Genomic DNA, 13,155 nt, shown 5'->3' with positions numbered 1-13,155 from the left:
CAATTGTGTAATCGCCGCTCCGAACTTACTCTGGACCGCACCAAAAGACAATATTCGGAGACACGTTCATGCTGCCGATGCTCGGCCTCGCCACCATCGTCGTCCTGCTCGGGGCGATCCTTTCCAAACGGATGTCGCCGCTCGTCGCGCTCATCATCGTGCCGATTGTGGCGTCGCTGATCGGCGGCTTCGGGCTTTCGACGAGCAAGTTCGTCATCGACGGATTGAAGAGCCTCGCGCCGGTCGTCGGTATGTTCGTGTTCGCGATCCTTTACTTCGGCACGATCACGGACGCGGGCACGCTCGATCCGATCATCGATCGCATCCTGCGCGCGGTCGGCACGAAACCGACGCGCATCGTGATGGGCACGACGCTGCTCGCGCTGCTGATTCATCTGGACGGCTCGGGCGCCGTCTGCTTTCTCGTCACGATTCCCGCGATGCTGCCGCTCTACGATCGCCTGAACATGGACAAGCGCGTGCTCGCCGCGGCCGTTTCGATGGCGGCGGGCATCAACTTTCTGCCGTGGACCGGGCCGATGATCCGCGCATCGGCGTCGCTGCATCTGCCGATTTCATCGCTGTTCAATCCGCTGATTCCGGTGCAGGCCGTCGGGCTCGTGTTCGTGTTCGGCATGGCGTGGTGGCTCGGCCGCCGCGAGGAAAAGCGTCTCGGCTATTCGAGCGCGAACGGCGCGATTCCGCTTCCGAAGCGCGAACTGACGCCCGAAGAACAGTCGCTGCGCCGCCCGAAGAATTTCTGGTTCAACATCGTGCTGACGGTCGTCGTGCTCGGCACGATGGTCGCGATGGGCGAAAAGATTCCGCCCGCCATCATGTTCATGGTCGGGCTGTGCATTGCGCTGATGGTGAATTATCCGAACGTCGACATGCAGCGAAAGCGCATCGACGCGCACGCTCGCGCCGCGTTGATGATGGCCGGCATTCTGCTCGCGGCCGGCGTGTTCACCGGCATCATGCAGGGCAGCGGCATGTTGAAGGCGATGGCGCAGGCGGCGGTCGGTTTCGTGCCGCCCGCTTTTGCCGGCCACATTCCGGTCGTGCTCGGCCTGCTGTCGATGCCGCTCTCGATGCTCTTCGATCCCGATTCGTTCTATTTCGGCGTGTTGCCGGTGATCGCCGAAGTGGCGTCGCAACTCGGCGTGCCGGCGGTGCATGTCGGCCAGGCGGCGCTCCTCGGTCAGATGACGACCGGCTTTCCCGTGAGCCCGCTCACGCCCGCGACGTTTCTCGTCGTCGGCTTGTGCGGCATCGATCTCGCGGATCATCAGAAGTTCACGTTCCCGCTACTGTTCGGCGCGTCGGTCGTCATGACGATCGCGTGCGTCGTGCTGGGCGTGTTCCCGCTGTAAAGGAAAAGCACCATGAAAGACACCATCAGAATCGGCGCGGGCGCGGGTTATTCGGGCGATCGCATCGAGCCTGCCGTCGAACTCGCGGAGCACGGCGCGCTCGACTATCTCGTGTTCGAATGCCTTGCCGAACGCACGATCGCGATCGCGCAGCAGTCGCGCCGCAACGATCCCGAACTCGGTTACGACCCGTTGCTCGAAACGCGCATGCGCGCCGTGCTGCCCGTCGCGGCGAAAAATGGCGTGCGGATCATCTCGAACATGGGCGCGGCGAATCCGCGTGCGGCGGCGAAGAAGACCGCGAGGATCGCGCGCGAACTCGGCCTTGACGGATTGAAAATCGCAGCCGTCACCGGCGACGACGTGCTCGATGTCGTTTTGCGTTCGCGTCTGCGCTTCGAGGAATCCGGCGACGATGTGAGCGCGTACGCGGACCGCATCGTGTCGGCGAATGCGTATCTCGGTGCGGCGCCGATCGTCGCTGCGCTCGCGGCGGGCGCGGACATCGTGCTGACCGGCCGCGTTGCGGATCCGTCGCTATTCACCGCGCCGCTCATCCACGAATTCGGCTGGAAGATGGACGACTGGACGACGCTCGGACAGGCGACCGTCGTCGGTCATTTGCTCGAATGCGCGGGTCAGGTGACGGGCGGTTATTTCGCCGACCCCGGTTACAAGGACGTGAACGATCTCGCGCGTCTCGGCTTCCCGATCGGCGAAGTGAGCGCGGATGGTTCTGTCATCGTGACGAAGGTGCCGCACGCAGGCGGCTGCGTGACCGAAGCGACGTGCAAGGAACAACTGCTCTACGAGATTCACGATCCGGCGCGTTATTTTCAGCCGGACGTCGTCGCGGATTTCACGCAAGTTCGCGTCGCGCAGGAAGCGCGCGACCGCGTGCGCGTGACCGGCGGACGCGGCCACGCGCGCACGGATACGCTGAAGACATCGGTCGCTTATGTCGATGGCTATATCGGCGAAGGTCAGATTTCCTACGGCGGTCCGGGCGCGGTCGCACGCGCGCGGCTCGCGCTCGATATCGCGCGCGAACGGCTGTCGATCATGTGCATCGATACGAGCGAACTGCGCTTCGACCTCATCGGCGTCAATTCGCTTTACGGCGACGCGCTTGCAGCGAACGCCGAAGAGCCGTATGAAGTGCGCGTGCGCGTTGCGGGACGCACGTCGAGCGCGAAGGAGGCGGCGCGCATCGGCAACGAGATCGAAACGCTCTATACCAACGGCCCGGCGGGCGGCGGCGGCGTGACGAAGGCGACGCGGGAAGTCATCGCGGTGCAGTCCGTGCTGCTCGCGCGCGAACACGTGAAGCCCGTTTTCGAATTCGTGGAGGCAAGCGATGAAACTGCGTGAACTGGCGCACGGCCGCACCGGCGACAAAGGCAACACGTCGAACGTGTCGGTGATCTGCTTCGACGCGAAGCACTACGCGCATCTGCGCGCGCAACTGACGCCCGAGCGCGTGAAAGCGCATCTCGCCGATGTCGTGAAGGGCGATGTCGTGCGTTACGAACTGCCGCTCTTGCACGCGTTCAATTTCGTTTTGCGCGATGCGCTCGGCGGCGGCGTCACGCGTTCGCTCGCGCTCGACGCGCACGGCAAGTCGATGAGCTCGGCTTTGCTCGATATCGAAATCGATGCGGTTTCCAGCCCAACGCCTATCTGACCGATACCGTGTCGATCTTGCGCGCGGAATCCGCGGGCAACACCGACGTCAACACGTTCGCCGGCACATGCTGCGCCTCTTCCTGCGAGACCGCGCCGACGAACTTCCAGCCCGACGGCATTTTCACGAACGTGAAGCCGGTGGGTTGATCGACGAACACCGAATACGGCGCAGGCGATGCAGCCGTTTCCGTGGCTTGCGCAAACGACACCAGCGGGCTTGCCAGCAGCAAAGCGGCTGCGAGGGCGGACAAAGTCGATTTCATGGCGACACTCCTGAGATGGTTCCGATGTTTATGTGACGATCGATACAGATATTTAAGCATCGGCGTGCGACAGCGTCCAGTTATTTTGTTACGATCGACACATAATTCAGAATTTCGATGGACGCACTAATCGCCGGCATCGAAAAGGAGTGAGACATGTCGTCGGAAATGCACGAGACGCAGCACAGGGCGCGCGGCCGGCCGCGCGCATTCGACCGCGAAGCGGCGTTGCGAAACGCGATGGAAGTGTTCTGGGCGAAAGGCTACGACACCTGTTCGATGGCCGATCTCGTCGAAGCAATGGGCATCAATTCGCCGAGCCTCTATGCCGCTTTCGGCAGCAAGGAAGATCTGTATCGGGAGGCGGTCGAGCTGTACACGGAAGCCGAAGGCGGCGCGGCGCTCAGGCAATTGCAGGCGCACGAATCCGTGCGCGACGGCCTGCGCGCGATGTTCCGCGCGAGCGTCGAATTGTTCACCGGCAGGAAGACTCCGCGTGGCTGCATGATCTTTCTGGGCGCGATGTCCGTCGGCGGCGAGCACACGCAATTGCGCGCCGAGATGCAGAAGCGCCGGCGCAAGGTCGCGTCGATCGTCGCGGCGCGGCTCGCGCAGGGCGTCGAAAATGGCGAGCTCGACGCGCGCACCGATGTTCAGGCGCTCGCCGCGCTGTGCATGACATTGTTCGCGGGTCTGTCGATTCAGGCGCAGGACGGCGTGCGGCGTGCGGCGCTTTTCGCGGCGGTCGATCAGTTCATCGCGACGCTGCCGCTGCGCGCGAAGCGCTGAGCGAAACGTTCGCAGCCGTCACATTCGACGACGAAACAAAGTGTCCTTGCGCTTGCCCGCGCGCCGATGACGGGACCAAAATCCTCGACACCCGGCATTTTGGAGCATCGCCATGACGACTCACGTCATCAGTTTTTTTGCCGACGACACCGCGCGCGCGTCGTTCGAAAATCATCGCCGCTATTGCGCGCGTCTTGCTTATCCGCACGAGTATGTCGATACGGCCGCGATCGGCTGGGCACATCTGCGAATGCTGTTGAAGTATCAGGTGTTGTTGCGCAAGCTGCGCGCGTGTGCCGAGGGCGATCTCGTGTTGCTGATCACGCAGGATTGCCTGCTGTTACGCGACATTCCGTGCGAGACCCTCATGCGCGGGGAAAACCGCGATTGGATCGTCTCGTATCGTGACGATGACCCCGGCGACGTCATGGCGGCGTTTCAGCTTTGGCGCAACACGGCGGCCGCGCGCGAGCAGGTTCAACGCATCTGCGAGGGCGCCAGGTTCGGCAGGGCGCTCGCGAGCGAAGCGCAGTTGCTGAGTGCGCTGGGACCTCGGCCGTTCACTGAGGCGATCGAAGGCCATCATCCCGTTGTGCTCGCGGCGCTGAACGTGTCGCCGATATGGGCGGAATGGCCCGCGTTCTCTCTTGCGCTCGCCGATATGCCCGATGCGCCGAAGAATCAGCCGGTCTTCGCCGACTTGCGCGATCTGTTCGCGGAGCACATCAACGAGTGTCAGGCGCGCGGCCTGCCGTATCTCGCCTTGCCGCAGCCGGAAGCCGATGAAACACGCTACGAAGCGTCGAACCGAAGCGCGTCCATCGCGCTCGCGATGCTTCATACGCCGAATATCCGCGAATACGGCGCGATCGCCGAGCGCAACGTGCGCCGCTATTGCGAGCGTCACGGCTACGCGCTGCATCTCTATCGCGACGTGCCGGCCGAAGCGGGCGCGGGCGCGAGCGGCAACTGGATCAAGCCCTGGGTGTTGCTGCGCCATTTGCCGGAACACGAATGGGTCTTCTGGATCGATGCCGACGTGCTCGTCGCCGATCAGAGCCGGCGGCTCGAACCGCTATGCGAGAAGCGGGATCGCGTGCTCGCGACGGACGTAAGCTGGCAGTTCAACTCGGGCATCATGGGTTTTCGCAACACGCCGCAAAATCTCGACGTGCTGACGGAAATCGAGCAGAGCATCGGCGCGATCGCGGATAAATCGTCGACCTATGCGAGCGGCGGCGACCAGGACGTGTTCATCAAGGTGCTCGCACGGCATGGCCTTGCCGACTCGCGCCATCTGCTCGATTGCGCGACCATCAACACGCCGTATCAGCTTCAGTCGCGCGACAGCTTCATGGTGCATTACATGCATATGTGGCCGTCGCTGCGCGCGCTCATCATGCATCACGGCGACCTGACGAGCCAGATGCGCGGCGCGCGCCGTCCCTGACTGTCTATTCCTTGACTTTCCAAAGCTTTACGCGCAAGCATGAGCGATCGCGCGAGCCGCCGCGCGTGCATCGATTTTTTAGGTAGTCCCTACTTACACATCGTTCCGATGATGCCGCGCCCGTCCACGCCTCGGCAGCATATCCGCCTTTGCACGGCGAGCGACGGCGTGCGCATCGCGTACGCGACGTGCGGCTCCGGCCCGCCGCTCATCAAGGCGGCGAACTGGCTCAGTCATCTGGAGCTCGATTTCACGAGCCCGGTCTGGAACCATCTGATGCTCGAACTGTGCGGCCGTCACACGCTGATTCGCTACGATCAGCGCGGCTGCGGTCTCTCCGATCGCGACGTCGGCGAAATTTCCTTCGACGCCTGGCTGCGCGATCTCGAAACCGTCGCCGATGCGAGCGGCCTCGAACGCTTTCCGCTGCTGGGAATTTCGCAGGGCGCGTCGATTGCCATCGCGTATGCGGTCGCGCATCCGGAGCGGGTCACGCATCTCGTGCTGCATGGCGGCTACGCGCGCGGCCGTTTGAAACGCTCGTGCGATCCGGCGTTGCACGAGGAAGCCGAAATGCTCGTGAAGCTCGCCGAACTCGGTTGGGGCAAGCAGAATCCGGCGTTTCGCCAGTTCTTCACGACGCAGTTCATTCCCGGCGGCACGCCGGAGCAGCATCACTGGTTCAACGAACTCGAACGTCTGACGACCACGCCGCGCAACGCCGCGCGCATCATGCGCGTGTTCAACGAGATCGACGTGGTGGCGCTGCTGCCGCGCGTGCAATGTCCGACGCTCGTGCTGCACGCGAGCGGCGATGCGCGCGTGCCGTTCGACGAAAGCCGCCTGCTCGCCGGGCAAATTGCCGGCGCGCGATTCGTGCCGCTCGATAGCGAAAATCACATCACGCTCGAATCCGAGCCTGCGTGGCAACGCTGGCGCGAGGAAGTGCGGGGGTTTCTGCCGTCATCGAACGTGAGCGATCCGGCGTTCTCCGCGCTGACGCCGCGTGAGCGCGATATCGTCGAATTGCTCGCGGGCGGGCGCGACAACGCGCAGATCGCCGCGCGACTCGCGTTGAGCGAGAAGACCGTGCGCAATCACATCACCAGCATTTTCGCGAAGCTCGAAGTCGAAAACCGCGCGCAGGCCATCGTGCTCGCGCGCCGCGCGGGCTTCGACGCGCCCGCCGCCTGAGCGCTTCGGGACCTGCGTCCCCCTTCATTGCCGCCAAATGCCCGTGTCCCGGTGCGCAGCCGGGACATGCGCCTCATGTGCGAGAGCGGGCCGTTGCAGAGAATGATTCGCAGAACGGTGACGCGGCGCACGACCCTACGCAGACCTGTTCGACGCAGCGCGCGGATTGCAGGGCGCGCATTCATCAGAGTCATCGACGCAGAGTCGTTCCGGAGTTCGCACATGGAAGCCGTTCAGCACGAGTCTCAATCCAGGAAAATCACCCCGCAGCAACGTTATGCGAAGTGCATCGAAGTGTCCCGCCGCATCCGCTGGGACATCGATCGCGACGTATTGCGCGGCCGTCATTTCGATCCCGCGCACAAGTTCATGCCCGACGGACTATCCGAAGTGCATCGTCTGCCGTTCCTCGACGCGCGCGAGCGCCGTCTGATGTCGCAGGTTCAGGGCCGCACGTACGCCAACATGTTCGGCATGATCGAGCGTTTCGTCGGCGCGAAGATGCTCGAGGTCGGCCGCGATCATGCGCTCGGCGATCAGACCGCGCTCGAAGCGATCGTGCGGTTCACCGACGAAGAGCTGAAGCATCAGGAATTGTTTCGCCGCGTGGAAGCGCTCGCCGCGCAAACGCTGCCGCCGGGCTATCGCTTCATCGCGCAGGCCGACGAGGTTGCCGCGTTCGTGCTCGGCAAATCGACGTGGTCGATTCTCGCGCTGACGTGTTGCGTCGAAATCGTCACGCAGGTGCATTACCGGCAGAGCATGGAAAGCGACGCGAGCTTGTCGCCGCTATTCAAGGACATCTTCCTGTTCCACTGGAAGGAGGAGTCGCAGCACGCGATCATCGACGAACTCGAGTGGATGCGCGAAGACGCGCGGCTCGACGACGACGCGCGCGATGCCGCGATCGGCGATCTGATCGAGCTAGTCGCGGCCATCGACGGGATGATGCAGGCGCAAGCCGCCGCCGACGCGCATTACTTCGTATCGCAACTCGACCGCGCGCTTTCCGCCGACGAAGAGGCGCGCGTGCATGCGGGACTGGTCGATGCGTATCGGTGGCAGTACATCATCTCGGGCGTGGACGAACCGCGCTTCGGCGAAATCCTGATGAGCCTCATCAGCGAGGCGCAGGGCGAACGCATGGGCGCTGCGCTCGCGCCTATCCGACGCCGCGCGCTCCCAAGCGAACTCGATACGCTCGCGTGACGCGTGTCGCGTGTCGCATGAAGCGCGAGAAGGCCGGGTGTTCGCGCCCGGCCTTCTCATTTTTAGAACGTTATCCGTAAGACAAATGGTTTGCTGCTCTGCAAAACGCTGAATTGCCGTGAAAATCTAGTCGTTACCGATGTACTGAAGCCGTTTTTTTTCGGGCAACATAAGGCAAAGCAGGTAGTCGTCGCTCGCTGTCCCAAACTGATAACTAGATTGGACCATCATGCTCGCCGAACCGTTGCCGCAAACGACAGACATCGAAAAATTCGCGGAAGATCATGAGCGCTTCGCGCGACACACGCCATCCGAAATATCGATCGTTCTGCGAACGCTCGTGCAGCGGGGCGACATGCTCACCGTGACGAGCGGGCGCGGACAGATCGTTACGCAACTGCTGAAAACCGACGCGCGCGAAGCGTGCATCGTGTTCGACTGGGGCGGCGTCGAGGCGGACAATCGTGTGCTGCTTGAAGCGCGGCAGTTGTATTTCAAGGGTGCGCCGGACGGCGTGCGCGTCGAATTCACGACGCTCGCCGCGCGCGCCGTGACCCACGAAGGACGTCAGGCGTTCGAAGTGCCGTTCCCCGAGAAGCTCTATCAGTTCCAGCGTCGCGAATACTTCCGCGTGCCGACGCCGGTTCTCGAACCCTTCTACGCGAAAGGTGCATTCGCCGACGGCGAAGCGTTCCGCCACGAAGTGCACGACCTGTCGCTCGGTGGCATCGCGCTGCGCATGGACACGCCGCGTCTCGCGGAAACGGAGCGCGGCACCGTGTTCCGCGATGTCGTGCTTCATCTCGGTCCGGGCGCGGCCTTGCCCGTCGATCTCGAACTCGTGTCGCCGCGCTCCGTGACGACGCCGCGCGGCGATGTGCGTTACGTCGTCGGCTTTCGCTTCGTGCGGCTTTCGGCCGCCGCGGAGAACGTGCTGCAGCGGCTCATCACGCGCATGGAAGCGAAACGCCGCAGCCTGTCGGCCTGAAGGCGCGGAAAGGGCGCGCAACGCGTGGAGTAAAATGCGTGCCTCTTTCCACTCACGACGACGCATGTTGCGCAAGGCCTGGCGCGGAGAAGAACGCTTCTGGAAAGTCTGGTGGCTGTTGGGCGTGCCGATCCACCTCGCGTGGTGGTTCGTCTATCTCGACCTCTGGACGAGCGGCGTCACTCCCGAAACATTTCTGCTGATCACCGTCTGGTTCTGGCCCGGAATGCTCGGCGTATTCGCCGTGTGCTCGGCGCTGTATCTGCTGTGGTGCACGCTCGCGTGGCGCTGCGCGGGCAATGTCGATCGGCGCGTATGGACGATCGTCGCGCGCGTGCTGATCGGCGTCGGGATCGGCTCGTTTCTCACCGAATGCACGCTGATTCTCACCGCACCGTTCGTCTGATCGGACCGTCATTGCGCGCACGCGCGCCGGCTTAGCGTGCACAATGTCCGGGCTTGCAGCACGCCAACGAACGACGGACAACGACGCGCATGCTCAACGAATTCGCCAAGACGGTCCTTGTGATCGTCGCCGGATTGTTCCCGATCATCAATCCTCCCGCGACGGCGCTCGTCGTGCTGAGCATGCTGCCGCATATCGGCGACGCCGATCGCGCCGAGCTCGCGCGGCGCATCTGCATCAACAGTTTCGTGATCTTGCTGGCGTCGCTTTTGATCGGCGCTTATGTGCTGACGTTTTTCGGGATCTCGATTCCGGTGTTGCGCGTGGCGGGCGGTTTCGTCGTCGCGATGGCGGGCTGGAGCCTGCTTCAGACGCCCGATGACGACGACGGCGCCGAACCCGCGCCCACGCCGCGCGGCGGCGCGTCGCTGCGTGCGAAGGCGTTCTATCCGCTGACGCTGCCGATCACCGTCGGGCCGGGTGCGATCGCGGTCGCCATCGCGCTCGGCACGGGCTTGCCGCGTCATGGGCTGCAGCCGGTGCATCTCGCCGGCGTGGGCGTCGGGCTTGTCGTTCTGTGCGCGAGCATCTATGTGTGCGTGCGATTCGCGGGGCATTTGGAGCGCCTGCTTGGCGCCGTCGGAACGCAGATTGCCATGCGCCTTTTCGCGTTCATCATCTTTTGTATCGGCGTGCAAATTCTCTGGCTCGGTTTGTCGGAACTGATCGCATCGGTTCAGCTCAACGTCAAGTAGAGCGGGAGACGGGGTTTTGATGGCGGATCGCAGGAACTTCGCAGGCACCGTTGGTATTGGCTTTTTGCTGATGATGGTTTTTATGGTTCTTCGCCGGATCCCGTGTTGGTGTCGGTCTATTGGCGTTGCCCCTGTCCTAATGCACCGACACGAAAACGGGATCCGGCGAAAAAAAAGGCCGACACGATCACGGGACCTATCGCAAAAAACATCAAAAAGGCAAGAGATTCCACTTAACAATAGCGCGGACGTCGCGCTCAAACCCGAGCACACTCATCGCGGCGGTATCCATCGCGAGATGCGCCCCAAGAGCCGGCGATCCCGTCGCCCACTGCGCCCCGAACACGCGCGAAAAATGCGCGTGCGAAAAAAGTGCGATGTTCATCGCATTCGTCGCGAGCAGCTTGTCGATGAGCGCCTGCGCGCGCCTGCCGACATCCGCGAGATTTTCGCCCTCCGGAATCGGCGATGACCACACCGACCAGTCCGGCGCCTCTTCACGGATTTCCGGCGTGGTGCGGCCTTCGTAGATGCCGTAATTCCACTCGTGAAGCTCGGACTCCACCGTCGCGCGATCGCCCAGACCCGCGAGCCGGCAGGTTTCGATCGCGCGGCCCATCGGGCTCGTCAAAACTAAGTCGAAAGACTGCGACGCGAGCACCGGCGCGAGCGCCCGCGCCTGTCTGCGTCCCTCGTCGGTGAGCGGAATGTCGGTCGTGCCGGTGTGCTGGCCCGACTTGCTCCACTCGGTCTCACCATGCCGGATCAGCCAGATATGCATGCCGCCTTTCATGTTCATGTCGTTCACCCGATGTCTGATGAATGCTCTCGCCGCGCCCCGCGCAACACAGGTTCGGATTCTGCACCGATCGCCGGAGCCGCGCCGCGAAGCTGCCCACTCAGTCCACCTCGCGCGTCGCGAACGCCTTCAGCAGATGATGCGCGATCGCGAAGGGCTTCGGCGCGGAAAGTCCCTGTTCGTGCGTGCCGTCGAGCATCGCGCGGATCTCCTCGCGCGTGAACCAGCGCGCATCTTCGAGCTCGTTCCTGTCGATGGTGATATCGGTCGTGACGGCGCGCGCGAAGCATCCGATCATCAACGATGAAGGAAACGGCCACGGCTGCGACGCGAAATAGCGCACGTCCGTGCAGCGGATGCCCGCTTCCTCCAGCACTTCGCGATACACCGCGTGCTCGAAAGTCTCGCCCGGCTCGACGAAGCCCGCAAGCGACGAATACATCCCCGGCAGAAATTGCGGCTGACGCCCGAGCAGGCAGCGTTCGCCATCCGTGACGAGCATGATGACCACGGGGTCGACACGCGGAAAATGCTGCGCCTTGCAGTTCGGACAGATGCGCCGCCAGCCCGCGCCCGCCGAATCGGTCGGATGGCCGCAGTTCGCGCAGAAGCGATGCCGGCGATGCCAGTCGAGCATCGATCGCGCTTCGCCGAGCGCGCTGACGAGCGGCGGCGACACGAGACCCTGCATCGCGATGGGGCGCAGTTCGACCGCTTCGACATCGGCGAGGCTCGGCGTTTCTGCATCGAAGGAATGGGCGAACAGCGCGCGGCGGTCGGCGTCGCGGCCGAGAAGAACCGTCTGCGCGGGCGCGCCGAGCGCCGCGATTTCCTGCGCGACGAAAAGCGGATCGTGACCGTTCGCGCGCTTGAACAGCGGCACGTTGTTCACGAACAGCAGAAAGCGCGTGGCGGGATCGTCGCGCAGGCCGGCGACGTAGGTTTCATCGTCGCGCTTCTCCGATACGCGATCGAGCGGATCGAGTGTAAAACCGATGGCATGAGGCGGCGTGGGCATAGTATTTTTCGTGTGTGGCGGCGCGCGGAAGCGGCGCGACGCGTGACGGGAAGATGCAAGGCCAACCGGGAATCGTAACGAACTTGGCGCGTCCTTGCTGGAGGACGCACGGAGACGTCGATGATCACGCTCTATTCGTATCCTCAGTTGTTCGGCCTCGAAGACAACAATCCGTTCGGATTGAAGGTGTTCGCGTTCCTGAAGCTCGCGGCCCTGCCATTCGAGCATCGTCACGTGCTGGACACGAGCGCCGCGCCGCGCGGGCAGTTGCCGTATCTCGTCGACGGCGATGAAACCATCGGCGACAGCGATGCGATCATCGCGCATCTGAAGAGCAAGCACGCGATCGAACTGGACGACGCGCTGGGCGCCGCGCAGCGCGATCTCGATCTGCTGGTCCGCCGCACGCTCGACGATCTTTACTGGGTGATGTCGTACTCGCGCTGGCGCGACGACCGCTACTGGCCGCAGTTTCGCGATGCGCTCCTGACGCAGCATCCGGACATCGGCGCCGACGCGCTCGAAGGCGCGCGCAAATACAACTTCGAACGCTATCGATATCAGGGCATCGGCAGATACGAGCCGGACGCCGTGTATGCGCGCGGCATCGCGAGTCTCCAGGCAATAGCGAATCTGCTCGGCGACGGTCCGTTCATGTTCGGCGACGCGCCCGCGAGCATCGATGCCGCGCTGTACGGGTTCGTCGCGAACATCTGGTTCTACGACATCGATACGCCGCTCAAACGATTCGTCGCCACGCGCGGCAAGCTCGTCGAACATTGCGGCGCGGTGCGCGAACGCATGGGCCAGGGAGCGGTGGCGTGACATTTTCGAAGCGGATCGTCGACAAGGAGACGTCATGGACTGCGCTGAGATCTACACCGACGCCGACGGGCACTCGGCATTCAGGACCATTCGCGTGTTCGAAACCGTCGCCGTGCCGTTCAACGGCATTTCGGTGACGCTATCGCCGCCGCAGCCGTGCGAGAGCGTGCTGGTGCATGAGTTCGACGAAGGCTATTTTCTCGATCGTCATAATCCGCCGTCGCGGCAGTATGTCGTCGTCCTCGAAGGCGAGCTTGAAATCGCGGTGCAGGACGGGGACATCGCACGGCGCTTCGCGGAACGCTCGGTGTTCGTCGCAGGCGATCTGAAAGGCTCGGGGCATTCGACGCGCGCGCTTCGCTCGGGTCGCGCCCTCGTCATCAACCTGCAAGGATGAAAC

At 63.3% G+C, this 13,155-nt stretch carries 15 protein-coding genes; 12 read left to right on the top strand and 3 right to left on the bottom strand.

Annotation, left to right across the window (positions count from 1 at the left end; genetic code table 11):
• Positions 1–68 precede the first annotated feature (68 nt).
• From NCS03_RS23095 to NCS03_RS23085, 3 genes are read left to right on the top strand one after another with little or no spacing between them, the layout of a single operon-like run.
• Complete coding sequence (locus tag NCS03_RS23095) at positions 69–1,373, top strand: CitMHS family transporter (protein WP_250529875.1); 1,305 nt, start codon at positions 69–71, stop codon at positions 1,371–1,373.
• Between the two features lie 12 nt (positions 1,374–1,385).
• Complete coding sequence (locus NCS03_RS23090; RefSeq protein WP_250529874.1) at positions 1,386–2,744, top strand: acyclic terpene utilization AtuA family protein; 1,359 nt, start codon at positions 1,386–1,388, stop codon at positions 2,742–2,744.
• Entirely contained in the window at positions 2,731–3,057 is a 327-nt protein-coding gene (locus NCS03_RS23085; RefSeq protein WP_250436884.1) for an AtuA-related protein, read from the top strand. Before NCS03_RS23090 ends, NCS03_RS23085 begins: the two co-directional genes overlap by 14 nt.
• Here the strand turns inward: NCS03_RS23085 and NCS03_RS23080 are convergent.
• Positions 3,050–3,322, bottom strand: coding sequence for a hypothetical protein (locus NCS03_RS23080; RefSeq protein ID WP_008349031.1), 273 nt, complete (start codon positions 3,320–3,322; stop codon positions 3,050–3,052). The two genes, NCS03_RS23085 and NCS03_RS23080, sit on opposite strands and share 8 nt — an antisense overlap.
• 156 nt (positions 3,323–3,478) lie before the next feature.
• On the opposite strand from NCS03_RS23080, the gene NCS03_RS23075 reads away from it, so the two are divergent.
• From NCS03_RS23075 to NCS03_RS23045, 7 genes are all read left to right on the top strand, one after another.
• The gene (locus NCS03_RS23075) at positions 3,479–4,111 is read left to right on the top strand and encodes a TetR/AcrR family transcriptional regulator (RefSeq protein ID WP_250529873.1); all 633 of its coding nucleotides are present in this window, start codon (positions 3,479–3,481) and stop codon (positions 4,109–4,111) included.
• Between the two features lie 112 nt (positions 4,112–4,223).
• Positions 4,224–5,561, top strand: a complete 1,338-nt coding sequence (locus NCS03_RS23070; protein WP_175982635.1) for a glycosyltransferase family protein — start codon at positions 4,224–4,226, stop codon at positions 5,559–5,561.
• A gap of 108 nt (positions 5,562–5,669) precedes the next feature.
• Positions 5,670–6,755, top strand: a complete 1,086-nt coding sequence (locus NCS03_RS23065) for an alpha/beta fold hydrolase (RefSeq protein ID WP_033536494.1) — start codon at positions 5,670–5,672, stop codon at positions 6,753–6,755.
• Between the two features lie 222 nt (positions 6,756–6,977).
• Positions 6,978–7,964 (top strand): hypothetical protein, encoded by a 987-nt coding sequence (locus NCS03_RS23060; RefSeq protein ID WP_250457603.1) that lies wholly within the window; start codon positions 6,978–6,980, stop codon positions 7,962–7,964.
• A 229-nt stretch (positions 7,965–8,193) separates the two neighbouring features.
• Entirely contained in the window at positions 8,194–8,952 is a 759-nt protein-coding gene (locus tag NCS03_RS23055) for a flagellar brake protein (RefSeq protein WP_250441250.1), read from the top strand.
• Positions 8,953–9,016: 64 nt separating this feature from the next.
• On the top strand, positions 9,017–9,358 hold the full coding sequence (locus NCS03_RS23050; protein WP_008349022.1) for a hypothetical protein: 342 nt from the start codon (positions 9,017–9,019) through the stop codon (positions 9,356–9,358).
• Between the two features lie 89 nt (positions 9,359–9,447).
• A complete protein-coding gene (locus tag NCS03_RS23045; protein ID WP_250529872.1) occupies positions 9,448–10,113 on the top strand; it encodes a MarC family protein in 666 nt (221 codons plus the stop codon).
• A 211-nt stretch (positions 10,114–10,324) separates the two neighbouring features.
• On the opposite strand, the gene NCS03_RS23040 is transcribed toward NCS03_RS23045, so the two are convergent.
• A complete protein-coding gene (locus NCS03_RS23040; RefSeq protein WP_033536518.1) occupies positions 10,325–10,912 on the bottom strand; it encodes a histidine phosphatase family protein in 588 nt (195 codons plus the stop codon).
• A gap of 100 nt (positions 10,913–11,012) precedes the next feature.
• Positions 11,013–11,930 (bottom strand): NAD(+) diphosphatase, encoded by a 918-nt coding sequence (gene nudC / locus NCS03_RS23035; protein ID WP_175982631.1) that lies wholly within the window; start codon positions 11,928–11,930, stop codon positions 11,013–11,015.
• A gap of 120 nt (positions 11,931–12,050) precedes the next feature.
• Here nudC and NCS03_RS23030 point away from each other — a divergent pair, with 120 nt between their 5' ends.
• Together NCS03_RS23030 and NCS03_RS23025 are read left to right on the top strand one after the other, a co-directional pair.
• Complete coding sequence (locus NCS03_RS23030) at positions 12,051–12,755, top strand: glutathione S-transferase family protein (protein WP_175982630.1); 705 nt, start codon at positions 12,051–12,053, stop codon at positions 12,753–12,755.
• A 34-nt stretch (positions 12,756–12,789) separates the two neighbouring features.
• Positions 12,790–13,152, top strand: coding sequence for a cupin domain-containing protein (locus NCS03_RS23025; RefSeq protein ID WP_250529871.1), 363 nt, complete (start codon positions 12,790–12,792; stop codon positions 13,150–13,152).
• Positions 13,153–13,155 lie beyond the last annotated feature (3 nt).

It is taken from the genome of Caballeronia sp. ATUFL_F1_KS4A, from assembly GCF_023630905.1.
In the GTDB taxonomy this organism is placed as follows: domain Bacteria; phylum Pseudomonadota; class Gammaproteobacteria; order Burkholderiales; family Burkholderiaceae; genus Caballeronia; species Caballeronia zhejiangensis.
This window is presented reverse-complemented; position numbering and strand designations above follow the sequence as displayed.